Here is a 23,839-nt window from a genome sequence, read left to right on the forward strand (position 1 = left end):
TGCGTATGTTCGAGGAGCGCGTGTCGGGGATCTTGCTGCACCCGTCGTCGTTGCCGGGGCCGCACGGGTCGGGTGACTTGGGCCCGTCTGCGTATCACTTCGTGGACTGGCTGCTCGTGGCCGGCCAAAAGCTCTGGCAATGGCTACCCACCGTGCACTCCGGGGAGCTCCAAGCCCAATACTCGCCCTACATGGCGCTTACGGCCTTCGGAGGTAGTCCGCTCCTCGTCGCGTTGGAGCCGCTCGTCGACCGTGGCTGGCTTCGATCGACGGGTGAGCCTGGATTTGGGGCCGGCCGCATCGCGTTTCCCGTCGTCGATGCGTGGCGGACGGCCAGGCTCCGTGAGGCATGGTCGGGATTCGAAGCGGGTGCCACCGGCGAGGACCGAAGCGCGTTCTTGGCATGGACGAAGGAAAACGCGAGCTGGCTCGACGACTATGCGCTGTTCATGTCGTGCCAGGGCGCGCATGCTGGCAAACCGTGGTGGGAGTGGCCACAAGGGCTCGCGTCCCGAGGCGCCGAGGCCCTCGGTCGTGCGAGGGCCGAATACTCCGAGGAGATGCGTTTTTGGCGGTTCGTCCAGTGGTGCTTCGACTGGCAGTGCCTCGCCCTGAAGACCTACGCGGAGGAGCGCGGGATCGAGATCGTCGGGGATCTCCCGCTCTTCGTCGCCAGGAACAGCGTCGACCTATGGGTGGCGCCGGAGCTCTTCGTGCTCGACGACGCCGGCCGTCCCACGTGGGAGGCGGGAGTCCCCCCCGACCCGATCGCCCCGGACGGGCAGAAGTGGGGGCTGCCTCTCTATCGATGGGACAAGATGGCCGAAGATGGCTTCGGTTGGTGGATTCGGCGCGTACGGCGCACACTCCGCTACTGTAACCGATTCCGGATCGATCACTTTCGGGGGCTGGCGGCATACTGGGAAATTCCTGCGGATGCTCGTATGGCGTCGGAGGGGCGGTGGGCGCGCGGACCCGGGAGGGCGTTCGTAGACGCGATCACGGCCGCGGTCGACGGGGCGCCCATCATTGCCGAGGACCTCGCGTTCATCGTCACGGAGGACGTGCACGCCCTGCGTCGCCAGTACGGAATTCCTGGGATGAAGGTGCTGCTCTACGCATTCGGCGGAGACGCGCGGAACGAGTATCTCCCCCACAACTTCGCACCCGACTGTGTGGCTTACACTGGCACACATGACAATGACACGGCGCGGGGGGCGTGGGACTCGGCGTCGTGGCGGGACCGCCGGTTCATGGCAGCCTACCTGGGGACGGACGGCAGCGACGTGCATTGGTGCATGATTCGATCGCTCGCCGCGTCGGTTGCGAGAACGGTGATCTTTCCCTTTCAAGACGTGCTGGGGCTCGGCAGCGAGCACCGCATGAACGTCGCCGGCACGGTGAGCGGCGCCAATTGGAGCTGGCGTTTCGAGTGGAGCATGGTCGGACCCGACCCAGCGCGAATGCTGGCCGAGATTACCTCGAGTAGCGGACGATGCGCCTTCGAGAAGCTCGGCGTCGGCTCCCCATTTGCGCCTCCAGGGCCGCCTGCGGTCGACGACCCGTGGAAAGCCTATCCGTTTTGACCGCGCACGTGTGCACCGTTCTCCACGGTGAAGGGTGACGCACATGTCCAAGGAACCGAAAAAGGCCACCCTAGGGTTCGTGTTCGTCACCCTCTTCCTCGACGTGCTCGGGATGGGGATCGTCCTCCCGATCGCCCCGAAGTTGATGGCGTCATTTGGCGTCGCCGTCGAGGGATCGAGTCGACTGTATGGGGCGTTCGTGGCCGTTTACGCCCTGATGCTCTTCGCCTTTTCGCCAGGTCTAGGCGCCCTCTCGGACCGAGTCGGTCGTCGTCCGGTGATACTCTTTTCGCTGGTGGGCTCGGCTGTTGACTACCTCCTGATGGCGCTCGCGCCGACGCTGTGGTTGCTTTTCCTTGGTCGCGCGCTCTCGGGTCTGACAGGGGCGAGTGCTCCAGCCGTGGGCGCCTACATCGCCGACGTGACCCCACCCGAGAAGCGGGCCCAGAGCTTCGGCACCATGGGCATGATGTTCGGAATCGGGTTCGTCGTCGGTCCCATGATCGGCGGGCTCCTCGGCGACCTCGGGGAGCGGACCGGGATCGGTATGCGGCTACCGTTCTTCGTCGCAGCCGCGGTCACGGCCGGCAACGCGGTCTTCGGGGCATTCGTATTGCCGGAGTCACTCTCCCCCGAGAACCGGAAGGCGTTCGTGTGGTCCAGCGCCAACCCATTCGCGGCGTTGCCTGCCCTACGGCGCTACCCCGCCGTGTTCGAGTTGGTGGCGGCGCTCTGCGTCCGCCAACTTGGCGAGTACGGCTATCACGCGACGTGGGTCCTGTACACGACCCACAAGTTCGGCTGGACGATGAGGGACAACGGAATCTCACTGGCCGTCGCTGGCCTGGTGATCGCTTTCGTTCAAGGCTTTGCGCTTCGAAAGCTGATGCCTCGTTGGGGAGAGCAGAAGGCTGTCGTGGTCGGGTACGGGCTCTCGTTTCTCGCGTACGTGCTCTTCGGTGTCGCAACCTCGGGATGGATGCTCTATGCCATTCTTGTGGCCACCGGTCTCTCGGAGCTCGCAGGCCCTGCCACGGCGGGCCTTGTTAGCCGCCACGTCCCCGCGAACGAGCAAGGGGCGGTCCAAGGAGCGATCACGAGCGTCGGCAGCTTGACCGCCGTCATCGCGCCGGCGATCGCCACGTCGGTGTTCGCGTTCTTCGTCTCTCCTCGCGCACCCCTTCAGTTTCCGGGGGCTCCGTTCTTCGTAGGGAGTGTATTCGTAGCGATCGCCTTCGCCCTCGTTCAACGCTCATTTCGCAAGCACCCAATCCCCCCGGCTGGCGCCGCGGCGGTGGAAGGGCCCGCCGCGGCCGAGGTCGGTCCGTCATGAACGTCCTCTTCACCACCCAGCCGGGCATGGGGCATCTCCGCCCCCTCGCGACACTCGCGCGCGGGCTCATGGCGCGCGGACACGACGTCCGCGTCGCCTGTGCTCCCGGACTCTCTCCTTTGGTGGAGTCCCTTGGGCTTCTACCGATTCCGGCGGGCTACGACTTTACGATGGCCGAGGCGTCCCGCGCCTTTCCTGACATGCCAGAGGCCGGACCTGCGCGCATGCCGTGGATGATCCCGTTCTTCTATCGCAGGACGGCCGTGCGCACGGCAAAGGACCTAGTCGCCCTACGAGGCACGTTCCGTCCTGACTTGGTAGTCCGAGACTACCTCGAGCTCGGAGGGGCGCTGTTCGGCGAGCTCAGTGGGATACCCCACGTCGCCGCTGGCCCCATCTGGTTCCGCGGTGAGCCCGCCGTCAGTGAGAGCCTTCGAGGGGCGTGCGAAGACCTCGGCATCGGCTCCACGCGCGCCGAGGACGTTCCCTTTCGTTACGGAGCCTTCGCCGCTCAGCCGCCATGGTGGAACGCTCCGAACGAGCTCGTGCCTCCGAACGTGACATACGTGCGCCCCGAGGCTCCACCCGCCACGGGGCCGGCCCCCGGCTGGTTGAAAGAGATCGCCCATGAGGCCACGGTCGTTCACGTAACGCTGGGAACTACGGAGGCCAACCGCACCCCCGGCCTCTACCGCACCATCCTCGACGCGCTCCGTGATGAGCCCGTCGAGGTCGTCGTGTCCGTCGGACGGCCCTATGTTGCAGACGAGCTCGGGCCTGTCGCGTCGAACGTCCACGTCCACGAGCTCGTGGAACATGGGCATCTGCTTCCTCGATGCTCCGTGGTCGTGAGCAACGGGGGCTATGGGACGGTGATGGCGAGCCTCGCGTGCGGCGTTCCAGGTGTCGTCGTGCCCATCCAGGCCGACCAACCGCGGAATGCTGCCCGCGCGTCGGACCTTGGCTTTGCCGTGTCCGTGCCGAGACCCGAGTGGTCCGTCGACGCCATTCGGTCGGCGGTTCGGGCGGTGCTCGGTGGTGGGAGCTATCGTGCGGCCGCGATTCGAGCAAAGGCTGACATTGAGCAGCTTCCCTCGATAGAGGAGATTATCCCGAAGGTCGAGGCGCTCGTATGAGACTCGGGGCAGCCGGGATCGGGGGCGTTCCCTAATAGCCCCGTCGAACCCAATCTAGAGCTCGCGCCTCGAGCGCATCGACGAACGCCCGCTTGCCGAGGGCGTAGTCCTTCGCAACCCCGCTGGCCGCCGCGGCGATAGCCTCCTTCGTGTCGGCGTAGAGCCGCGCTTCGTCCGGGTGTGCGCGTAAGTAGTCCCTCACGGCGAGCTTCGTGAGGACGCTCGGATGTGCGCGGGGTAGGAGCTGGAGGTGTACTTCGTGCGCGCCTTTGGCGAGGAACGTTATGTCCGGGTCATCGACGTTGCGCTCGTAGATGTAGCCCGCGTCCCGGAGCGCATCTCTGTCGAAGGGCTCGAGCCGCCTGGTAAGCTCGACGACGATGTCTACGATCGGTTTCGCGGATAGACCAGGAACGGACGTGCTCCCGAAGTGCTCGACGGCGTGGATGGCGTCGCCGAGACTACGCCTCAACTGATCGGCCTCGAGGTGGAAACGTTCCGCCCAGCCGGGATCATAGGGGAGCACGCGCACCTCGAGCCTTGGCCATTGGTCTCCGGGGTTGTCGAAGGGGCTCTGTCGCGCCATGTTTGCCTCGCTGTGATGTGGATGGGCTGTACCAGGTCGGGGTGTCGTGTATATTCTAGTCGATGGGCGACGACCTCGCTAAGCTCGAACCGAGTGAGAGGGGGGGGCGGCCCTCCGGTCGTACGGCTTTCGGGTTCCTTCTGCTGGTCGTCTTCCTCGACGTCCTATCGCTCGGGGTCACGCTGCCCGTACTGCCCCGCTTGGTGGTCGTCCTCGGGGGTAAGGGCGACAGCGCCAGCGTATACGGTGTGTTCGTCGCATCTTGGCAGGTTGCGCACTTGCTTGCGGCACCGATGTTGGGCGCACTCTCGGACAGGTACGGGCGGCGGCCGCTGTTGCTGATTTCCTGTCTCGGGCTCGGGCTCGACTACGGCCTCATGGCGGTGGCCTCGTCTCTCGGCACACTGATGATCGGTCGCCTGATCTCAGGGGTCACCGCGTCCACCTTCTCGATCGCTGCAGCCTACGTCGCCGACACCACGGACGGACCGGATCGCCCACAGCGCTACGCGTGGCTCGGGGCGACGTTCAGCACCGGGTTCATCGTCGGGCCGGTCGTCGGAGGGATCTTGGGGCGGATCGATTTGCGTCTTCCGTTCTGGGTCGCTGGCGCCGTCACCGTGCTCACTGCCGCGGGGGGGATCTTCCTGTTACCAGAATCGCTCCCGGCCACCAAGCGGACCTCGTTGACCCTGGGTAGACTCAATCCTATCGCGGCGCTCGGCGTTCTGAGCCGTACGGTTCGGCTTCGGTGGCTCGCCGCCGTGGGGCTGACGTACTTTGCTTCTCAGTACGTCTTCCAGAGCGCATATGCCTTGTACGTTGGTGCTCGCTATGGTTGGCGTGAGCTCGAGATCGGGATGGCGCTCGCAGGTACGAGCCTTACGGGGGCCGTAGCGCAGACTCTGCTCGCGAAGCCCATTTCGAGGCGCTTCGGCGAGGGGAGCGTCCTTTCCCTTGCACTCGTCCTCGCAGCGGGGAGTTTGGTGTTCGTCGGGTGGGCGCCGTTCGGCTGGCTCTCGCTCTGCATCGCCCCCGTCGCCGCGGTTTCGGGGTTGGCTCGCTCGATGCTTCAGAGTAGTGCTAGTCGTGAGGTGGGGCCCTCGGAACAAGGGCGATTGCACGGCGCCCTCGTGTGCTTGGGTGGCCTCGCTGGGGTCGTGTTTCCGACGATTTTCACGTCGAGCCTGTCGTGGGGGGGAACCCATGGTGTTCCGGGCTTGCCGTTTTATGTCGCCGCAGTCTGCGCTTCGCTTGCTGCCGTAGTTTCGATGCTCGCGCCGGCTCGCTGAGCCTCAGGCGCGCGGTAGGTGCCCCAGGCGCGCGGTGTGCCCTCGTTGGCGGGGTCGAGGGGGCGGACCGAAGGCATTCCTCCCTCGGCGTCTTCGGGACGCCGCCCGCGACCTTCTCGCTCTGGGCGCGTGGGCGCCCTTCAACGCTCCCGCCATTCGTCCTTCGGCTCGAAGCCCGTCCGCTTCGCCCACTCGGCGGCGCGTTCCTTTTGTCCGAGAAGGAACGCGTGCTTCGCTTCCACGTAGCCTCGGTAGTTCTCGGCACCGTCATGCGAAGCGGACGCGGCCGCGAGCTTCGCCGCAGCGTAGGCGGCGGCTTCCTGCGGTTCGGCGCGTAGGAACGCCGCATGGGTGAGCATGGACTCGAGTCGAGCGAGCCCCCGCGGTCCGACGAGATGAAGGCTGAACCCTGCCCCGCGGTTCTCTCGTTCTACGGTAGTCTCCGGAAGCCAAATCGCCCACGTGTCGCCCCCGGTGGGGGCGTGAGGCGCCGGGCCGACGACGAAGTATTCGAGGCGCTCCAGTGCCAATCGTAGGTCGTCGGTCGGTCGGTCTTCGGCGAGTACGATTGCGATGTCATGGATGGGTTTGGCTAGAGGGATCTTCGGCACGGATGTCGAGCCGAAATGGATGACTTTTGAGCGAATTCCCTGCATGGCGTTGAGCACGCCACCGATGCGGTCGCTCTCCCGAGCGACCTCCTCCAGCCAACTTGGCGACCACGGCTCGAGGTCGAGCGCAGGGTGAGGGAGGCGATTCAGCCGAATCATGGCGGAGATGAGCTCGCGTCGCGTCCAGGCGACGTAGGCTGCCGCGCCCAGCGCCGCGAAGGCCGCGAGGGGGTTCGTGATGACCAGCGCCGCTGCGGTCGAAGCCCCAACGATGCGCAGTGAGCGCTCCCGCTCCGTCGTGAATGGTACGCGAAATCCCTCGTGTACGGCCTTTGCGATGCCGTGCCAAGTCCTCGTGAGCTTGTAGCGATGCGACATGTGCGCTCCTCGCGAGCGTGGCTACCCGGGGCTGCGCTCGCATGTTGGGAACCAAGGACAGGTTGTACACCATGGTCGTCGAAGTCTGATTCGTCATCGGGGCTCGAGTGCGAGCCCGAACCCGAAGCGGAAGAGCGGGTCCGCCAGGTCGAACGGCACGTCTTCGCGTTGCGCGTCGACCGAGGTCGAGGTGCGTGGAAGGTGGAACGGCAGGCGCCCCTTCGGAGGGACGCGGCCGGTGACTACGTCAATCAAGGGGCCGTCGTTCGAGCCGAAGTGCGCGAGGATCGCCACGGGCGGGCGGATCTCGACGAGCTCGGTCAGAATCCCCGGGCGCTCCATGTGAACGAGCACGACGACACGCCTCCCGGTGGTAGCCAGTTTGGCCACGTTGGATAGTTCTGACTCGTTGTCGGCGCCAATGTAGGATAGCGCTCCTTCGCGAGTCACGCGAAAGAACGAAGTCCCGTCCTTTCGTGTGACGTAGGGTGTGTCGATTTTGACGACGACGGCGTCGCAATTCGCGAGGTCGCTAGGGACGTACCCCCGCTCGATGAGCTCGGCCGGGTCGAGGCCGGGGGCGTGCAGCTTGAAGTTTCGGCCGAGCGGGAGGATTCGGTTCGGGTTCGCGAGCACGACCACCGACTCCGCTTGGGCTCGAAGGCCCTCCGCGACGAAGTCCGGGCGCCCCACCTCTCGCGCGGCCACCGCTTCGTCCACGAACGGGCTCTCGAACACGCCGAGGTCGAACATGATGCGCAGGACACGCCGGGCCGATTCATCGATACGGGACTCGGGCAGCTTTCCCGACCGCACCAACGCTACGATGCCGCTCGTTTCGTTGTCGTCTCCGAGTTGGTCGCACCCCGCTTCGAAGATCCGCTGCCGGAGCGCTTCACGCGGCGTCTCTTCGAGCCCCCACGGCATGTAGTGGAGCCAATCCGTCACGACGAGCCCCGTGAAGCCCAGCCCCTTGCGAAGGTGGTCCGTCACGATGACGCGGGAGAAGCCCATGCCCACGGTATCGAAGCCCTCGGCGATGCCGTACCCGGGCATGATGCCGGCCGTCCCTGCGGCGATGGCGCGCGTGAAGGGCTTCTCGTGGAGCGAGAGCTGGCCCCCAGGGTACGTTTGCCACTTTCCGTAGTGGTTGTGGGAGTCGTACCCACCTTTCATGGGGCCGTTGCCTGGGAAGTGCTTCGTGACCGTGGCGACGCTCGCGGGACCAAGCTTCGCGCCCTGGAAGCCGCGCACGTAGGCCTCGACCATGGTCCCGACGAGCTCGGGGTCCTCTCCGAAGGTGTGCTCGATGCGGTTCCAGCGAGGCTCGGTCGCGATGTCGGCGCTCGGGGAGAGCGCGACGTGGAGCCCGAGGGCCCGGTACTCGTGCGCGGCGATCCGCCCGAAGCGCTCGACGAGGTGCGGGTCACGTAGGGCCGCGAGGCCGATAGGGTAGGGCCATCGCGAGATGTGCGCGGGGACGGGGTCCTTGGGGTGCCATGCGGCCTTCGTGTGGCGTGGATCGCTGCTCAGGATCGCAGGGATCCCGAGCCTCGTACGCTCTGCCGCGGCTTGGATTTCGTTCGAGTACCGTGCGGTCGTCTCGGGCGGCTCCTGACGCGCGGGGAGCAGCAGCCAACGAACGTGCCGCTCTCGGACGAGGCGATCCGGGGGCAGGTCGTCGAGGGGCGGGATCGTCTTCAGATAGGGCACCTCCGGGACTCGCGGCTTGCTCCCCGAAGGCGACGGAAGAATCTCTCCGCGTGGCCCCGAAAACCCGCGGACCATCGGGTGGAGCAGGAGCCCGGCCTTCTCGTCGAGGGACATACGTCCGATCAAGTCGGTCACGCGCTCCTCGGTCGGACGGCGCCAGTCCTCGTACGGGGTGAGGGACCCGCTCCGATCGAGATCGCGGAACGTCAATCCGTCCACGACGATCCGCTTCACGTCCCTCGACGTGATACGGGGTTGGGCCGGCGCGGCGACGTGCACAACCGTGACGGGCTCGTGCCGGCACCCGGTGGTGACGAGGGCCGCACCCGCGAGCGCGACGACGAGCGCGCGCCTCATGGGCGCATGCCGAGCGCGCCCGGCAAAAAGGTGCTCCTCAACGTGGCTGTCTCGACGGAGAGCGCCGTGAGCATGGGCATGAGCTTCAGCGACGTCTCCGTGTATTCGTCGATCGGGCTCGAGTCGGGTACGATGCCGGCACCCGAATAGAGGTAGGCGTTGGGGTAGGCGAGCACGCCGCACCGCAGCGCCACGGCGAAGTGCGCCGAGCCGCTCGGCGTGAACCACCCGATGGGCGAGGCGTACCAGCCTCGGGCAGTCGACTCGTGTGCGGCGAGCCACTCGGCGGCGTTCGCCTTCGGGAGGCCACCGACCGCCGGGGTGGGGTGGAGCGCCGCGAGGAACGAGGGCCACCCGACACCCGACCGAGCGACGGCCTCGATGGGCGTGTTGAGGTGCAGGATATTGCGAACCTTCTTGATCCCCGGGCTGCTCGCGTGGTCGACCTCATCGCAGAGGGGGCGCAGACACTCGTCGATCTGATCGACGACGAGCTTGTGCTCGTGCATGTCCTTCGGGCTCGCCATGAGGCGATTGCTCTGAGCTTCTAGGCGAGGGGCGTCGGTGCCTGCCGAGCGGAGCGTCCCGGCGAGCGCCTCCGTGTGGAGCTTTCCGCGCTCGAGCCTGAAAAGCGTCTCCGGCGTGGCCCCGAGGAACGTGGCGTCTCCCCGCCGGAAGGCGAAGCGCAGCGAGGTGGACATCTCGTGCCTGAGCCGTCGAAGCACGGAGAGGTCGGTCGTGGCGCGCCCGATTTCGACGAGCGTGCGTCGATGAGCCACGAGCTTGTGAAACGCCCCGGAGACGAGCGTTCGGCGGATGGTCTCGATGTACGGGATCCAAGCGTCGATGGGCGTCATGTGAACCGCTGCGGCGGGCACGACCTCGGCCTCCGTCTGGGCGGATTCGGCCTCGAGGAGGTGCGCCCATACGCCAGCGATCTCGCGAGCCGCCGCGCTCGCCGCTTCGTCGTGCGCGATCGCGGCGTGGAGGAACGCTCGCTCTGCGGAGCGGGCATAGAGAAACCGCGGGAGTCGAAAGTCGGCGTCTCCGAACGCCTCCCACGGCTCGTCATTCGCGGCGCCGGGCAGGAACGCTGCCCCGCCGAAGTAGCGGACGTCGAGGTCGTCCGGGACCGCGTCGCCGAACCGAAGGAGTGGAGGTAGGCGTGTGTGAGCGTCTGCGAGGGCGTCGAAGCGCCCCGCACCGGTCGCGCTCACGCGATGGGCCTGGCCGAAGCCAGCGAACCCTCGCTCCAGCGCTGGGTCGTTCCAGATCACGCCATTGGCCAAGAACGCGCCCTCGAGCACGTGCTCGAGCGAGACGAGCGGTGCCTCGAAAGAGACGATGCGGATGGTCCCCGGCCCCCCAGAATCGGAGGAAGCCAAGATTGTCTCGCTTCGGTTCATGACCGCTCGTACCGAGGGCGTATCCGTGGATGACAACATCGATCTGAAAGAGTAAAGTTACCGTTGGGAGAAGTATACAAAATGTCGTCTTCGCCTCCTCCTCACGACGACGCCCTCGACGCCCTCGTGGCTCGGCTCGGAGAGCTCCCGGGGGTACCGCGGGTCCTCGAGCTCCGAGCCGCAGCGCGAAAGGCGCGCCATTTGGCCCGGCTCGGAATCCTCTCGGCCATCGAAGAAACGAGCCTCGCCGTCGACCTCGACCTCGCCACCATGCGCATCGCACGAGAGCTCGACGAGGGTCTTCCCTGAGGCGGAAGCCGGAGCCCCTGACCGGACTCGCGCCCGCTTAGGAGAGGCGCTCCAATCTTGGGACGATCTCTGACAGCCTTGGGCGCACGAGCTTCCCGAGGGTGTTCGTCGGGAGAGCTTCGACGACGGCTCCCAAGCGGGGCCTCTTGTGGGGGGCCGTACGTTCTTTGAGGCGCGCCACGATCGAGGCGAGGTCGGGCCCTCCTGGTTCGATCACGACGGCGAGGGCCACGATTTGCCCCCAGGTCTCGTCGGGTACTCCGAACACCGCGGCCTCCCTCACGCCATGGATCTCCTCGACGAGGAGCTCGACCTCGCGTGGGTAGACGTTCTCGCCGCCCGTGACGACGAGGTCCGTGCGCCGCGCGTGGATGGCGAGTCGCCCTTCGCCGTCGATCTCGCCGAGATCTCCGGTCGCATAGAAGCCGTCGACGTCGAGCTGCAGCGGGCCTTGGTCGACGTACCCGGAGAACAGCGTGGCGCTGCGCACGGTGATCTGCTCGTCGACGATGCGCACCTCCGTCCCCGGGATCGGCGTGCCGACGTGTCGACCCGTGTCCGACGTTCCCCCGAGGGTCACGTGCGAGCACGCCTCCGTGAGCCCGTACGTGACGACCAGTGGCCAGCCGAGGGCGCGCCCCTTCTCGACGAGCGCCGGCGAGGCCGCCGCGCCGCCGAGGAGCGCGATCCTCAGCGCTCGGTTCGGTGACGCGTTCGCCTCGACGAACCTCGCGAGCATGGTCGGCACGAGGGACGCGATCGTCGCGCCGCTCGTTTCCATGAGGTCGAGCGCGCTCCTCGGTTCGAAGGCCCGCCTCCCGAAGTGAATCACGGACTTCTTGGCGAGCAGGCACCGCACGAGCACCCCGAGGCCTCCGACGTGAGCGAGCGGCATGCACAAGAACCATCGATCGTCTGGCTGCCAGCCGAGGACCTGCGCGCTCGCGCGAGCTGACGCCAGGAACGCGCGTCGTGACAGCAAGGCACCCTTCGGGCGCCCCGTCGTCCCCGACGTGAAGACGATGGTCGCCGGCGATTCGGGATCCGGCGCGGGCGCTCTCTCGGGGCCGCCCGAGTCGTAGCTCGTGTCGTCTGCCGCGCGGGCGATCTCGTCGGCGTCGAGCACGAGGTCGGGCCGCGCGACCGAAGAGAGCACGTCGACCTCCGCGCGTGTCAGCTTCGGATGCAGCGGCACCGCGGTGAGCCCCATGCCGAACAACGCGAGGAACAGGACGTGTACGTCGGGGTCGGGGTGCGCCACATAGGCGACGCGCGCAGGCTCGTGAGACGGAGCGTCAGGCAGACGCGAGGTGATGAACGCCCTCAGGCGTCGAGCCCGGGCGGCGGCCTCGCCGAAGCTCATGAGCCCGCCGGCCGTGACGATGCAGGGCGAGGCCAGGTCGTCGTAGGTGGAGTCGAAGTACCATGCGTTCGTGCTCAAGGTGTACCCGAAGACCATGGTAACGTGACTCATGGCCTCGTATACCGACGTTCGCGATCGCGCCAACCTTGGCTTCGTCGTCGAGGAGCCCAAGACGACGCCTGTCCTGGGATCGTTCGATCTCGTGGTGCTGGGCGGCGGCCCCTCCGGGGTGTCTGCGGCGTTGGCCGGGGCCGAACGTGGCCTGAAGGTCGCTCTGGTCGAGCGTTATGGCTTCCTCGGGGGCATGGCCACGGCCGCCTCGGTGAGCAACTTCTGTGGTCTGTATGCCAATGTCGGAGGCGACGTCCGCCAGGTCGTCCACGGCTTCGCGGATCGGGTCCTCGAAGGCCTGCGGCGTCGCGATGCGCTCGCCACCCCTCACTCGGTCCTCGGGAAGACGCTCGCGGTGGCGTACGACGCCGCCGTCTACCGTTGCCTCCTCGACGAGTTGCTGGTGAAGGCCAAGGTCGAGCTTCACCTGCACGCGCTGGCGGTCGGCTGCGCGGTGCGGGACGGGGGCTTGTCGGGCCTCTTCATCGAGACCAAGTCGGGGCGCGGGTTCCTCGCGGGGAAGACGTTCGTGGACGCCTCGGGCGACGCCGACCTCGCGACGTGGGCGGGGGTGCGCACCGAGAACGGCATCGACTCCGGCTATCTCGCGTATCCCACACTGATGTTCCGCGTAGGCAACGTCGACGGTCCGCGCGCGAAGGCCGAAGGCAAGCCGAAAATTCGGGAGAAGATGGCGGCCTATGCCGCGCGGACCGGCGTTCGGTTCCCTCGTGTCGCGGCGTACGTCAACCCGCAACCGCACGACTCGGAGTGGCGCGTCAACGCGACCCAAATCTCCTTCGATGGTGGCCCACTCGATGCCACACGCCACGCCCATCTCCGCTACGCCGAGGTGGAAGGGCGCCGCCAGGTCCTCGAGCTCTTCGACTTCCTCCGCTCGGATCTCCCGGGCTTCGAGAAGGCGTATCTTCTCGATATCGCACCGCAAATTGGTGTTCGTGAGACGCGCCGCATCGTCGGCGCGTACGTGCTCACCGGGGAGGACGTCCTGCGCTGTAGGCGCTTCACCGACAGCATCGGTGTGAACGGGTGGCCGGTCGAGCGGCACGTGCGCGGAGACGTCGACTGGCAGTGGCTCGACGAGGCCGGCTACCACCAGATTCCATTTCGAGCGATGGTTCCGGATGGGGTGACGAACCTCCTCGTCGCCGGCCGCTGTGCGTCGACGACGCAGGATGGTCAGGCCTCCCTCCGGGTCTCGGGTCCTTGTTACCAAATGGGGGAGGCCGCCGGGGTCGCGTCCGCCCTCTCCCTCGAGAGCGGGTGCCCTGTCGGCTCGGTCGACGTGGGGAGCCTTCAGTCTGCCCTTGTCGACCGAGGTGCCAATCTTGGATGATGGCACGATGACCTTCAAAGTCGACGAGGTTCGCCTCTCCATCGTACGCATGCGTCTCGTCGTTCCGTTTCGGGCGAGCACGCACGGCGCCGACGAGCTCCTCCACATCCTCGTGCGCCTCCGCTCCGGAGACGTCGTGGGGTGGGGCGAGGTCTCGACCACTAACGACCCCTACTACCTCGGCGAGACGACCGATCTGGCTTGGGGAATGCTGTCGGACTTCCTCGTCCCCAAGGTGCTCGGAAAGACGTTCTCGACCGTCGAGGAGTTTCGCCGGCTCTACTCCGTCGTGAAGGGGAACACGTTCGCGAAGGCCGGTCTCGAGGCTGCGGCGTGGGACGTCGTGACTCAGGCCAAGGGCGTCTCGCTCGCCAGCGCGCTCGGCGGTACGCGGACGGAGATAACCTCCGGTGTGGCGCTCGGCATGGAAGAGGAGGCCCGCCTCTACGAGCTCATCGACGACTACGTGGCGCAAGGGTACCGCCGCGTGAAGCTCAAGATCGCCCCTGGAAAGGACGTGAAGGTCATCGAGGGGGTGCGGAGGCGCTTCCCCGATCTGCCCATCATGGCCGACGCGAACTCGGCGTACACCCTGGCCGACGTCGACGCTCTGCGCGCTCTCGACGAGTTCGGTCTCACCATGATCGAGCAGCCCCTCGCATACGACGACTTCGTCGATCACGCGAAGCTCCAGAGCCTCATCGCGACCCCCGTCTGCCTCGACGAGAGCATTCGGTCCCTGAACGACGCCAAGACCGCGCTCGCGCTCGGCTCCTGCAAGATCGTGAACATCAAGGTCGCTCGTGTCGGGGGGCTGCTCGAGGCCAAGGCCATCCACGACCTTTTCCACGCGGCCGACGTGCCCGTGTGGTGCGGGGGCATGCACGACTACGGGGTAGGGCGCGCTGCCAACATCGCGATCTCGTCTCTCCCTGGGTTCAGCATTCCGGGCGACATCTCGGGGTTCGACAAGTACTTCACCGAGGATCTCGTCGAGCCCGAGATTCGCGCGGACCGCGGCGCGATCGCCGTGCCCGATCGCCCGGGGATCGGCTACCGCCCCGTCGAGGAGCGCGTCGCCGCGAGGACCGTTCGTTCGCGCACGTTCACCCCGGAGTGAGCTTCGCCGCGTCGATAGCCTGCCAAAGGCGGCGACTCTGGGCGATCGCGCCGCTCGGCTCGAGCACGACCTCGACGAGCTCGAGGCCGGAAGGTGGGGCGGAGAGGGCGTCGCGGAGTGCGTCGCGGCTCGTGACTCGGACGTGCCTCGCTCCGGCGGACGCCGCGACCCCGGAGAAATCGGTGGAGTGAGGGGTGAGCGTGAGGTCGAGCACGTCGCGCTCGAGGCCCTTCACCCCGACGATCGGGAGCTGCTCGAAGATCCGGCCGCCGCCGTTGTTCAGCAAGACGATCCGAAGGTCCGCGACGAGCGAGCGTGCCTGCACGAAGGTCCCGACGTCGTGCAGGAGGGTCACGTCGCCGCAGAGCAGGGTCGTTCGGCCGCCGAGCGACTTCGACACACCGGCTGCGAGGGCGACGTTCCCGTCGATGCCGCTCGCTCCCCGCTGCGACACGACCCGGAGCGCGGGGCCTCCCACGTCGGTGTACGTGTCGAGGGCGCGAACCGCCAAGCTGTTGCCGACGACGAGCGTGTCGTTCGCGCCCATGCTCTCGACGAGCACGCGCACGGCTGCCCCTTCGGCGAAGGGCTCTCTCTCGACCTCGGACCTCATCACGCGGGAGACCTGCGCGTCGATCGCACCGAAGGAGGACGGGCGCGGCTCTCCGAGGCCCTCGCCGAGGAGGCGACAGGTCTCGCCGATGTCCCCGAAGAGGACGTCGTTGGCGAGGCCCGAAGGATCGCAGAAGTCGTCCTCCGACAGGACAACGAGCGAAGGCGTGACTCCCAGGGTCTCGAGCTTCGGGAGGACTTCGAAGGTAGGAGGGAGTCCTACTTGGATGACGAGGTCGGGGAGCTCGGCCCGAGAGAGCGCCCGGAGGACCAAGTCGAGGTGTGCGACGCGGATCGCGCCGGACGGCAGCTCGCCGTAGCGGAGCTGGCTCGTCGCCTCGGTATAGACGGGGAAGCTCGTTGCCCGAGAGAGACCGAAGATGGCGTCGCGCTCGAGGGCTCGCGCCGGGAGGCTCGGACCGCACACGATGATTCCGCGCTCGGCGCCCCGGATTCGCTGTCGAGCGCGCGCGACGGCGGCTTCGTTCGGCGTTCTCCTCGAGCGCCCGGGGACAGGGATGGGCCGAGCGAGGATCGCGTCGACCTCGGCGACGAGCGCGAGCTCCTCGGTGCCCTCGGGGCCCTTCGGCTCGAGCGGTTTTCGCGCGCGGAAGTTCAGGTGCACGGGGCCGGGTCGGGGATCGTGCGCCGTCATTACGGCCTGCATGGCCAACCGTCGCGCCCCGAGGAGCCACGAGCGCGTGCCGTCGGGAGCGGGGAGGTCGTAGGACGCGCGCGTGTACTCTCCGAAGACCTTGACCTGATCGATGGTCTGCGGAGCGTGCCCACTCTGGAGCTCGTGCGGTCGGTCCGCCGACAGCACCAGCATGGGCACCCCCGTGAGGCAGGCCTCGACCATGGCGGGGAGGTAGTGCACGAGCGCCGTCCCCGAAGTGCAAACGAGCACGCTGGCCCTCCCCGTCACGCGCGCCTGGCCCAGCGCGAAGAACGCCGCGCTCCGCTCGTCGATGACGCTATGGCAACGGAGGCGAGGCTCGCGCACGGCCGCGACCACGAGCGGCGTCGACCGCGAGCCGGGGCTCACGACCACGTCCTCCACCCCCGCGTCTGCGAGCGTCGCGAGGAGGAGGCGCGAGGCCTCGGTGAGAGCATTCTTGGCGATCATGGACCCTCGTGCGGACAGGGAGCGAGCTTCGCGCGGACTCGTGCGTTCTTCGGTCAGTAGCGCCAGGGGAACTTCGCGAAGTCCGGCTTTCGCTTCTCGACGAACGCTCGCCTGCCTTCGTCGGCCTCTTCGGTTCCGTAGGCGAGCCTGCACGCCTCGCCCATGAAGAGCTGCGTCCCGACCATGCCGTCGTCGGGCAAATTGAACCCGTATTTGAGCATCTTCATCGCCGTCGGCGATTTCGAGTTGATCGCCTTCGCCCACCCGAGGGCGAAGCTCTCGAGCTCCGCGTGGGGGACCACGGCGTTGACCATGCCCATGTCGAACGCCTCTTGGGCGCTGTAGTCGAGGCCGATGAAGAAGATCTCCCTCCCTCGTTTCTGACCGACCTGATGGGCGAGGAGGCCCGAGCCGTACGCCGAATCGAAGCTGGCGACGTCGGGGTCGGTCTGCTTGAAGATCGCGTGCTCTTTGCTCGCGATCGTGAGGTCGCACACGACGTGCAAGCTGTGGCCACCACCCACCGCCCACCCGGGGACGACGGCGATCACCACCTTCGGCATGAAGCGAATCAGCCGCTGCACCTCGAGGATGTGCAAGCGCCCCGCGGCGCCTACGTCGACCGGCTTGCCGTCCGCGCCCTCGTATTGGTAGCCGTGTTTTCCGCGGATGCGCTGGTCTCCGCCCGAGCAGAAGGCCCAGCCGCCGTCCTTCGGCGAGGGGCCGTTCCCGGTGACGAGCACGCAGCCGACGTCGGTCGTCTTTCGCGCGTGCTCGAGCGTCTCGTAGAGCTCGTCGACGGTCTTCGGGCGGAATGCGTTGCGGACCTCGGGCCTATTGAAGGCGATGCGCACCGTGCCATGCTCGACGGACCTGTGGTACGTGATGTCGGTGAACGACTCGAACCCGGGGACTTGAGTCCATCGTGAGGGGTCGAAGGTGGTCGAGACCGGGCTCTTGTGTTCCATGGCGCGCTCTTTCGTGGTTGGGCGCGCAGCGGTGCGCGCGCGTCGTCGCGTGGCGTCGTTCGAGGGGACGTCGTCAGGGGCCTAGGTGTAAGCGTTCGGCGTAAACGGGTGAGGCTCAGGCGGAGGCGGAGGCGCTCGAGGGGGCGCCGACCTGCGCTCTTGGCCCCTCGTTTACGCCGATGAGCACGACGGTCGTATTGTCTTTTCCGCCCGCGGCGTTGGCGCGAGTGATGAGCTCGCTGATGGTTCGATCGAGGTCTTTGGCGTTCTCGGTGACGATGCCCTCGATGACCGTGTCGTCGACCATCTTCGTGAGGCCGTCCGAGCAAAGCAAGTAGATGTCCCCGGGGAGAGGCTTATCGACCAAGATGTCGACCTTGACCTGAGGGGCGATGCCGACCGCGCGGCGAATATGGGCGGCCATCGGGCCCTCCACTCCACGCGCGGCGAGGGTATGGTCCACGGTGAGCAGTCGGAGGTTTCCCCTCCGCCACCTGTAGCACCGGCTGTCTCCGACGTGGGCGATGAAGACCCGCTGCTTTCGCTCGGAGAAACGGGCCCCGATCACCGTCGTCCCCATGCCGTGGAGCTCCGAGTTACGGTTCGCCTCCCCGAAGACCACGGCGTTCGCGGATTCGATGGCCGAGGAGAGCTCGAGGGCTTTCTTGGGCACGTCCCGGCGCGCCACGTCGAAGTGGAAGTCAGCGCGATCGAACGACTTTTGGATGGTCTCGACGGCGAGCTTGCTCGCGATGTCGCCCCCTCCGTAGCCGCCCATCCCGTCGGCGACGACGAAGAGCGAGTGTTGGCGGCTTATGAGGAGGCTATCCTCGTTTTTTCGGCGCTTGAGACCACAGTCGGTTTGGCCGGAGGCCGACACCAAAATCAAATCGACAGGACCGGTCGGCTCGTCGGCGTCGGCGTTCTCTTCGTATACGACGACGGCTCGTGACTCGCTCGCCACCTTCTCCTCTTCGCCGTCGGCGGACGAGAGCGTCGGGAGAGGTCGCTTGGGGGTCGCTCCGACCTTGGTGACGTCCTCGTCGTCTTCTTCGACCGTGGAGGGGACGTCCGGCGCTTTGGGGACCGCTTTCTTCGGGGCGGCCTCGGCCTTGGCCGACTTGGCGCGCGCCGCCTCGGCTTTCATGGCCTCGTTCTCTCGCCGCGTCTTGGACACCTCTCGCGCCATGAGCACGACGGCGACGAGCAGCACGATCCCGGCGATGACGATGATGGGCGTGATGGGCACGTGGTTCTCTTAGCGTTGCCAGGGGTCTGTGGTGTCGAGCGGGGGCTTCTTGCGTGACGACGGCTCGCCGCTCGGGGCGACGACCGTGGCCAGCGACGGTGCGCCGTGAGGCCGTGCGGGCGTTGCGCCCTTGTGAGCGGAGGGCGAGGGGACCTTTGGTTCGGCGTCGAGCGCGATGTCGACGGCGAGCGAGGGGCTGTCGAAAGCGACCGAGATCTCCTTCGGCGTGTGCCCAGGGGCCTCGGCGCGGACCGTGTGTTGACGCCCGTCGCGCGGATATGGCGCGCGGGCCGGGTTGTCGGCGAGTGGCGCGTCGTCGACATAGAGGACAGCGTCCGCCGGCGTGGCACGAACGAACAGCGCGGTCACGTCGATCGGGAGGGCGCTCGGCGAGACAGAGGCTGCGGGAGCCGTGGTGGCCGCCGCGGGTCGGCTCGAGGGCGAGGTCATTTTGCCAATCAAGAATCCCGAGACGACCACGGTGACGGCGACGACGAACCCGAGGATCGCGCTCCCCCAGGTCGGCCTAGCCGCCCTTGCCCCCGCCGTATCGGCGCGTTTCGGCCCCGCGGCGGACGAAGCGGCTCGCCCCCCGGGAGAGGGTCGGGTGACCGCCAAGGGCCGTGGCGCGAGCTTCGGCGAAGGCAACGTCGTGCCTCGCTTCGAGCGCAGCGTTGGCGTCCACGGACGGCTCATTTCTTCGGAGGAGCCCAGGGATCACCGGTGTCGAGGCCCGGCTTTTTGGTCGGGGTGGTTGCCGGCGTGGTGGCCGGTGTAGGCGGAGGCGGAGGCGCGGCCGTCGCGACTTGAGCCCCCGAAGCGGCGGGCGCGGTCGCGTGCGGTGGGTACCAGACGGGGGCGGGCTTCTTTCCGGGGGCCTCTCGCTCGAGGCTCACGTCGAGGCTCAGCTTTCCGCTGTCGAGCACGACCCACTCGTTGTGCGGGTTGTACCCTGCGGCCTCGACGCGCAGCCTGTGCTTCGCGCCGTCTCTCTTGAAGGTCCCCGACGCCGGGCTGCTCCCGAGGAGCGCGTCGTCGAAGTATACCTTCGCCTCGGCCGGCTTCACGGTGATGGTGATCGCGCTCATGGCGTCCCCCGCGGGGGCTGCCGAAGGTGGCGGTGCGGCGGTCGGTGGTGGCTCCGTCGAAACCGTGGGACCGGCCTTTCGGTTTCCCAAGATCGCCGCGGCCGCGATCGCGACGACGGCCGCCGCGGCGATCGCCCCGTAAAGCGCCATTTTGCTCTTCGGCGCTGCGGGGGGAGCCACGGATGAGACGCTCTGCGGAGCGGCGATGGAGTCCGTCCCGGTCGGGATGTTGATCTCGAACGACGCCGACGCGTTCGTCGGTGTGCCGCCGCCGATCGCGAGCTGCGGGAGCGACGTGGCGCGCTTGGACGACGCGCCCTTTCCCTCTTTTCCGAGCTGGGCCTCGATGATGCCTCGAATTCGGGTCCGATCCTCGGAGAAGAGGTCGCTCACGTACTTCCCGAGCTCACGCGTCGAAGCGCGCAGGGACGGGTGGGCCGCGACGTAGTCCTCGATTGCTGTCTGAAATTCGACGCACGTGGCGTATCGGCCGTCGGGCGTGGCCGCGAGGGCCTTCATGCAGATCGCCTCGAGCGCAGGGTCGACGTCGGGTTTGACGCTGCTCACCGTGGGGATCTGGCCCGTCGCGAGGCGCTGGAAGATCTCCGCGTCGGAGAGGCCCCTCCACATCTTTTTGTTGGTGATGGCCTGCCACATCATGACGCCCACCGCGAAGATATCGGCGCGCCGGTCGACCGACTTTCCCCCGAACTGCTCGGCGGGCATGTAGGCGCATTTGCCCTTCATCACGCCGGTGCGGGTGTCTCCCGACGAGTCGGCCGCTTTGGCGATACCGAAGTCGAGCACCTTCACCGCGCCGTCGTACGTCACCATGATGTTGTGCGGGGACACGTCACGGTGCACGACGTTGAGCGGGCTCCCGTCGAAGTCCTTCAGCTCGTGCGCGAAATCGAGCCCCTGGAGGCAGTGCATGAGCACGAGCAGGTGGAACTTGAGCGGAAACGCCTCCTCGATGCCGATGCCCGATGGATCCGAAGGAGGCGGACCGTCGCCGCCTTTCAGGACTTGGGAGTTCTTCAGGACGCGGCGCAGGACCGACTCGAGGGACTGCCCGTCGAGGTACTCCATGCTGATGTAGTGGTACTCGCCGTCGAATCCGACCTCGTTCGTGTGGACCACGTTCGGGTGGTCGATCCGGGCCGAGAGCCGTGCCTCTTCCATGAACATGCGGAGGAATTCGGGCTCCTCCGCGAGCGCGGGCCGGAGGCGCTTCACGACGATGAGCTTGTTGAAGCCCGCAGGCCCTTGGACCGCGGCGAGGTACGCCGTCGCCATGCCTCCGCGCCCGAGCTCGGCGAGCATGGTGTGGCGCGGACCGGCCGGAGCGGCGGACGGGAGTTGGCGCGACGGGGGAAAGGCGGGGTCGTTCACGTTGGAGTCTCCGTCGGGGCGAGAAAGACCCAGCACACAGGGGCCGGGTTCGTTCGCGGGGCCGCTTTGGGCATCCACGGTCGCCATTTCAAGATATCTCGGCGTCGAAGGCGCGTGCAAGCCGTCGCACGTGCGAGCGAGCCAATTTTGGCGCGCTCCTTCTCGCGCACATCGGCGTGCATGTGGGGTGCATTCGCCGCGGGCGCCTCCGAGGGACGTGATCGAGACGGAGCGAGGTTGACCCGCTTCGTCTCCGCACGGTACGGTGAAGACGTGTCCAGCGACACGCCGACGGATAGGCCGGTTCCCTCGCTCGAAGGCGAAAACGCTGGCGATCGTGCGGGCGCGGCCACCATGGTCCAGGCTCCGACCGGTGGGACGCTCGCGAGCCTCAAGAGCGATCCTCCACAGGACGGCTCAACCTTGGCTCTCGGCGCCGACGACATCTTTACGGAGTCGCGGGCGCACACGGAGGTCGTCCCTCGCGACCTGCTCCCGCCCATGGGCCCTGCTCGGGACCACGATCGTGCCGAGACGGCCATTCTCGTCACGACGGGCCCCACGCGCCCCTCCCTCGAGGGTCCTGCGCTCGACGCCCCGGTCGTCCCTTCCTCGCAGGGTGGGTTCCTGCCTCCCTCCGAAGCCCCGCCGCGCCCGGAGGCCACGACCGACGTCGAAGCTCCCTCCGTGCTCGCGGGAAACCTACCGTTCCTCGTGGTGGCGTTGGTGCTCTTCGCCATCGCCGCGGCCATCGTCGTGAGCGCGCTCGGCCGGGGGTGAGCTCTGGCGGCGCGTGTCGTCGAGCCTGCCCGGCGCGTGTACGCTGCGCTCGTATCCATGGTGCCGCCCCGCGTCGCTCGCTCGTCCGAGCTCCGGCTCCGCTTCGTCGCGAGCGTCGGATGGGTGGGCCTCGTCCTCGCCGCGTGCCTCGAGCGTCCTCTACCCCACGTCCCCGAGGCGGGGGGGAGCCGCGCCGTCGCGTCCGAGAACGCGAGGTGCGTGTCGTGTCATGCGGAGGAGGGGCGCGAGTGGGCTTCGTCGAACCACGCGCTCTCGTTTCGGCACGAGACGTTCCAAGCGGCCCTCGCCATCGAGCCGCTCCCTTTTTGTGTCTCGTGCCACGCGCCCCTCTCTCGCCCCACGGCACCGTCTCGTGAGGCCGAGCACGTCGGTGTCGGGTGCGTGTCGTGCCACACGTTCACCGCGGGCAAAGCCGATCGGGTCTCCGAGGCGAAGTGCGTCGCGTGCCACGAGTTCCCGTTTCCAGGCTCGTCGCGCCTCCTCCAACGCACCGCCACGGAGCGCGCCTCGGCGAACATCCGTGCATCCTGCATCGAGTGCCACATGCGCCCCGTATTCGGCGGCGCGCGCAGGCACACCGACCATCGCGTCTTCGCGTCGCGCGACGCGGAGCTCGTGCGGTCCGCGGCCTCCATCGAGGCCCGTCGGGACGGCGAGTGGCTCGTCGTCGTGTTCCGGCGCGCCGCCGCGGGGCATGCGTTCCCGACCGGCGACGTCTTTCGACGCTTGAAGGTCGTGGTCGTGGCCGACGGCGCGAGGCGCGTCGTCGTGCTGGGTCGCCACGTGACGAGGGACGGTGAGACCGACACGCGCCCATTCGCGGACGGGAGCGGCGAGACCGTCGCGCGAGCCTTCGTGGGCTCCGCCGAGCGCGTGACGTACGAGGTCCTCTACGAGCGCGTGGTGCACCCCGTCGATCCCTCCGGCATCGAGGCCGTGGTCGACGGGAAGGTCGAGCTCGCGCGGGGTGAGCTCCCTCCCTTCGGGCCGCGTTCGAGCACGCTACGAAAGGAAGAACGGCGAGACAACCGCCCGCCGTTCGACTAACAATCGCCCCATGATTCTCGGTGGATTCGGTGGTGGTGGGTTCGGTGGGAAATCGGGGGCTCCGGCGAAGGCGAGCTCGCTCACGTCGATCGGCGAACGCGACTTCGAGGCCGAGGTCTTCCGTTCGACCGAGCCCGTCCTCATCTACTTCTCGTCCCAGAGGGCGGGGCAGGCCGGGCAGCGCACGGACGCCGAGGTGGAGGGGGTCGCGCAAGAGCTCGAGGGCAAGCTCAAGGTCGTCAAGGTCGACATCGAGAACGCGCCGACGCTCGTGCGTCAGCTCCGCATCCAGCAGGTGCCGATGTTCATGGTGTTCGCCGGAGGGCGCATCGTCGACGGGCAAGCCGGCGCCCTCACGAAGAAGGCCCTCCGCACCATGGTGGAGCCCCACCTCCCGCGGCAGGCGGGCGCGCTCAAGGCCGTCGAGGTCGCCGAGCTCGCGAAGCGCGGGATGATCTCCGTGGTCGACACACGCGACGCGGGCGCCTTCAAGCGCGCACACATTCCTGGCGCCACGAACCTCCCGGTCGAAGAGATCGAGACCCGCCTCGCCGAGCTCTTCATGCTCGCCGGTCAGCCCGTGCTCTATTGCCGGGCGGGCGACAAGACGAAGGAGCTGTCGGCGCGCCTCGTCGAGCAGGGCACCGAGGTCGGGTACATCGAGGGCGGCTTCTTGGCGTGGGAGGCCGAGGGCTTCCCCATCGAGCGAGGCTAGCAGCCTGTTGATTTTCGGACCGAGGCCGTTCTGCGGCCGCGCCCGACCGCCGAGGCGCGATCCGAGGAGCGCCCGGAGCCTACTTTTGTAGGTGAGGACGCACCGCAGGATCGCAGCGAAGGCGGTCGGGATGCGGCGGCGAGCGGCCGATGGGAGAAAATCAACGGGCTGCTAGGCTTGCGC

The 23,839-nt window shown here is 67.5% G+C and carries 20 protein-coding genes; 10 read left to right on the plus strand and 10 right to left on the minus strand.

Going from position 1 to position 23,839, the window contains the following annotated elements; translation table 11 throughout:
• The first annotated feature begins 5 nt into the window (after positions 1–5).
• From malQ to IPK71_15480, 3 genes are all read left to right on the plus strand, one after another.
• Positions 6–1,586: a 4-alpha-glucanotransferase gene (malQ, locus tag IPK71_15470; protein MBK8215138.1), complete on the plus strand. Its 1,581-nt coding sequence runs from the start codon at positions 6–8 to the stop codon at positions 1,584–1,586.
• Between the two features lie 43 nt (positions 1,587–1,629).
• On the plus strand, positions 1,630–2,919 hold the full coding sequence (locus IPK71_15475) for a TCR/Tet family MFS transporter (protein MBK8215139.1): 1,290 nt from the start codon (positions 1,630–1,632) through the stop codon (positions 2,917–2,919).
• 611 nt (positions 2,920–3,530) lie between these two features.
• A complete protein-coding gene (locus tag IPK71_15480) occupies positions 3,531–4,055 on the plus strand; it encodes a glycosyltransferase family 1 protein (GenBank protein ID MBK8215140.1) in 525 nt (174 codons plus the stop codon).
• A gap of 31 nt (positions 4,056–4,086) precedes the next feature.
• Here the strand turns inward: IPK71_15480 and IPK71_15485 are convergent, their stop codons facing one another.
• On the minus strand, positions 4,087–4,587 hold the full coding sequence (locus IPK71_15485; protein ID MBK8215141.1) for a GrpB family protein: 501 nt from the start codon (positions 4,585–4,587) through the stop codon (positions 4,087–4,089).
• A gap of 116 nt (positions 4,588–4,703) precedes the next feature.
• Between IPK71_15485 and IPK71_15490 the strand changes: the two genes are divergently transcribed.
• A complete protein-coding gene (locus IPK71_15490; protein ID MBK8215142.1) occupies positions 4,704–5,933 on the plus strand; it encodes an MFS transporter in 1,230 nt (409 codons plus the stop codon).
• A 140-nt stretch (positions 5,934–6,073) separates the two neighbouring features.
• On the opposite strand, the gene IPK71_15495 is transcribed toward IPK71_15490, so the two are convergent.
• The 3 genes from IPK71_15495 to IPK71_15505 all read right to left on the minus strand — a co-directional run bounded on the left by IPK71_15495 (position 6,074) and on the right by IPK71_15505 (position 10,377).
• A complete protein-coding gene (locus tag IPK71_15495) occupies positions 6,074–6,922 on the minus strand; it encodes a GrpB family protein (GenBank protein ID MBK8215143.1) in 849 nt (282 codons plus the stop codon).
• Positions 6,923–7,015: 93 nt separating this feature from the next.
• A complete protein-coding gene (locus IPK71_15500) occupies positions 7,016–8,992 on the minus strand; it encodes a glycoside hydrolase family 3 C-terminal domain-containing protein (GenBank protein ID MBK8215144.1) in 1,977 nt (658 codons plus the stop codon).
• The gene (locus IPK71_15505) at positions 8,989–10,377 is read right to left on the minus strand and encodes an isochorismate synthase (protein ID MBK8215145.1); all 1,389 of its coding nucleotides are present in this window, start codon (positions 10,375–10,377) and stop codon (positions 8,989–8,991) included. The genes IPK71_15500 and IPK71_15505 overlap by 4 nt, the downstream gene beginning before the upstream one ends.
• A 102-nt stretch (positions 10,378–10,479) precedes the next feature.
• On the opposite strand from IPK71_15505, the gene IPK71_15510 reads away from it, so the two are divergent.
• Positions 10,480–10,707, plus strand: coding sequence for a hypothetical protein (locus tag IPK71_15510; protein ID MBK8215146.1), 228 nt, complete (start codon positions 10,480–10,482; stop codon positions 10,705–10,707).
• 37 nt (positions 10,708–10,744) lie between these two features.
• On the opposite strand, the gene IPK71_15515 is transcribed toward IPK71_15510, so the two are convergent.
• The gene (locus IPK71_15515; GenBank protein ID MBK8215147.1) at positions 10,745–12,181 is read right to left on the minus strand and encodes an AMP-binding protein; all 1,437 of its coding nucleotides are present in this window, start codon (positions 12,179–12,181) and stop codon (positions 10,745–10,747) included.
• Between IPK71_15515 and IPK71_15520 the strand changes: the two genes are divergently transcribed.
• Positions 12,180–13,538, plus strand: a complete 1,359-nt coding sequence (locus tag IPK71_15520; protein MBK8215148.1) for an FAD-dependent oxidoreductase — start codon at positions 12,180–12,182, stop codon at positions 13,536–13,538. The two genes, IPK71_15515 and IPK71_15520, sit on opposite strands and share 2 nt — an antisense overlap.
• A 7-nt stretch (positions 13,539–13,545) precedes the next feature.
• Positions 13,546–14,658: an o-succinylbenzoate synthase gene (gene menC, locus IPK71_15525; GenBank protein ID MBK8215149.1), complete on the plus strand. Its 1,113-nt coding sequence runs from the start codon at positions 13,546–13,548 to the stop codon at positions 14,656–14,658.
• On the opposite strand, the gene menD is transcribed toward menC, so the two are convergent.
• The 5 genes from menD to IPK71_15550 all read right to left on the minus strand — a co-directional run bounded on the left by menD (position 14,645) and on the right by IPK71_15550 (position 21,093).
• The gene (gene menD / locus IPK71_15530; protein MBK8215150.1) at positions 14,645–16,396 is read right to left on the minus strand and encodes a 2-succinyl-5-enolpyruvyl-6-hydroxy-3-cyclohexene-1-carboxylic-acid synthase; all 1,752 of its coding nucleotides are present in this window, start codon (positions 16,394–16,396) and stop codon (positions 14,645–14,647) included. The two genes, menC and menD, sit on opposite strands and share 14 nt — an antisense overlap.
• A gap of 53 nt (positions 16,397–16,449) precedes the next feature.
• Complete coding sequence (locus IPK71_15535; GenBank protein MBK8215151.1) at positions 16,450–17,364, minus strand: 1,4-dihydroxy-2-naphthoyl-CoA synthase; 915 nt, start codon at positions 17,362–17,364, stop codon at positions 16,450–16,452.
• A 115-nt stretch (positions 17,365–17,479) separates the two neighbouring features.
• Positions 17,480–18,613, minus strand: a complete 1,134-nt coding sequence (locus IPK71_15540; protein MBK8215152.1) for a serine/threonine-protein phosphatase — start codon at positions 18,611–18,613, stop codon at positions 17,480–17,482.
• 9 nt (positions 18,614–18,622) lie between these two features.
• Positions 18,623–19,309: a hypothetical protein gene (locus tag IPK71_15545; protein MBK8215153.1), complete on the minus strand. Its 687-nt coding sequence runs from the start codon at positions 19,307–19,309 to the stop codon at positions 18,623–18,625.
• Positions 19,306–21,093 (minus strand): serine/threonine protein kinase, encoded by a 1,788-nt coding sequence (locus tag IPK71_15550; GenBank protein ID MBK8215154.1) that lies wholly within the window; start codon positions 21,091–21,093, stop codon positions 19,306–19,308. Before IPK71_15550 ends, IPK71_15545 begins: the two co-directional genes overlap by 4 nt.
• 273 nt (positions 21,094–21,366) lie before the next feature.
• Here IPK71_15550 and IPK71_15555 point away from each other — a divergent pair, with 273 nt between their 5' ends.
• The 3 genes from IPK71_15555 to IPK71_15565 are packed head-to-tail and all read left to right on the plus strand — an operon-like array spanning position 21,367 to position 23,656.
• Positions 21,367–21,873 (plus strand): hypothetical protein, encoded by a 507-nt coding sequence (locus IPK71_15555; protein MBK8215155.1) that lies wholly within the window; start codon positions 21,367–21,369, stop codon positions 21,871–21,873.
• 57 nt (positions 21,874–21,930) lie between these two features.
• Positions 21,931–22,941 (plus strand): hypothetical protein, encoded by a 1,011-nt coding sequence (locus IPK71_15560; protein ID MBK8215156.1) that lies wholly within the window; start codon positions 21,931–21,933, stop codon positions 22,939–22,941.
• Positions 22,942–22,951: 10 nt separating this feature from the next.
• Complete coding sequence (locus IPK71_15565) at positions 22,952–23,656, plus strand: thioredoxin (protein ID MBK8215157.1); 705 nt, start codon at positions 22,952–22,954, stop codon at positions 23,654–23,656.
• The last annotated feature ends 183 nt before the right edge of the window (positions 23,657–23,839 follow it).

Source organism: Myxococcales bacterium (genome assembly GCA_016712525.1).
Classification (GTDB): domain Bacteria; phylum Myxococcota_A; class Polyangia; order Polyangiales; family Polyangiaceae; genus JAAFHV01.

What these genes read in the sequence shown, in the direction of transcription:
- IPK71_15500 (MBK8215144.1), bottom strand. Translation starts at nt 8,992, where the DNA reads ATGAGGCGCGCGCTCGTCGTCGCGCTCGCGGGTGCGGCCCTCGTCACC.
- menC (MBK8215149.1), top strand. Translation starts at nt 13,546, where the DNA reads ATGACCTTCAAAGTCGACGAGGTTCGCCTCTCCATCGTACGCATGCGT.
- IPK71_15565 (MBK8215157.1), top strand. Translation starts at nt 22,952, where the DNA reads ATGATTCTCGGTGGATTCGGTGGTGGTGGGTTCGGTGGGAAATCGGGG.
- IPK71_15545 (MBK8215153.1), bottom strand. Translation starts at nt 19,309, where the DNA reads ATGAGCCGTCCGTGGACGCCAACGCTGCGCTCGAAGCGAGGCACGACG.
- IPK71_15495 (MBK8215143.1), bottom strand. Translation starts at nt 6,922, where the DNA reads ATGTCGCATCGCTACAAGCTCACGAGGACTTGGCACGGCATCGCAAAG.
- IPK71_15475 (MBK8215139.1), top strand. Translation starts at nt 1,630, where the DNA reads ATGTCCAAGGAACCGAAAAAGGCCACCCTAGGGTTCGTGTTCGTCACC.
- IPK71_15560 (MBK8215156.1), top strand. Translation starts at nt 21,931, where the DNA reads ATGGTGCCGCCCCGCGTCGCTCGCTCGTCCGAGCTCCGGCTCCGCTTC.
- IPK71_15535 (MBK8215151.1), bottom strand. Translation starts at nt 17,364, where the DNA reads ATGGAACACAAGAGCCCGGTCTCGACCACCTTCGACCCCTCACGATGG.
- IPK71_15515 (MBK8215147.1), bottom strand. Translation starts at nt 12,181, where the DNA reads ATGAGTCACGTTACCATGGTCTTCGGGTACACCTTGAGCACGAACGCA.
- menD (MBK8215150.1), bottom strand. Translation starts at nt 16,396, where the DNA reads ATGATCGCCAAGAATGCTCTCACCGAGGCCTCGCGCCTCCTCCTCGCG.
- IPK71_15510 (MBK8215146.1), top strand. Translation starts at nt 10,480, where the DNA reads ATGTCGTCTTCGCCTCCTCCTCACGACGACGCCCTCGACGCCCTCGTG.
- IPK71_15520 (MBK8215148.1), top strand. Translation starts at nt 12,180, where the DNA reads ATGGCCTCGTATACCGACGTTCGCGATCGCGCCAACCTTGGCTTCGTC.
- IPK71_15490 (MBK8215142.1), top strand. Translation starts at nt 4,704, where the DNA reads ATGGGCGACGACCTCGCTAAGCTCGAACCGAGTGAGAGGGGGGGGCGG.
- malQ (MBK8215138.1), top strand. Translation starts at nt 6, where the DNA reads ATGTTCGAGGAGCGCGTGTCGGGGATCTTGCTGCACCCGTCGTCGTTG.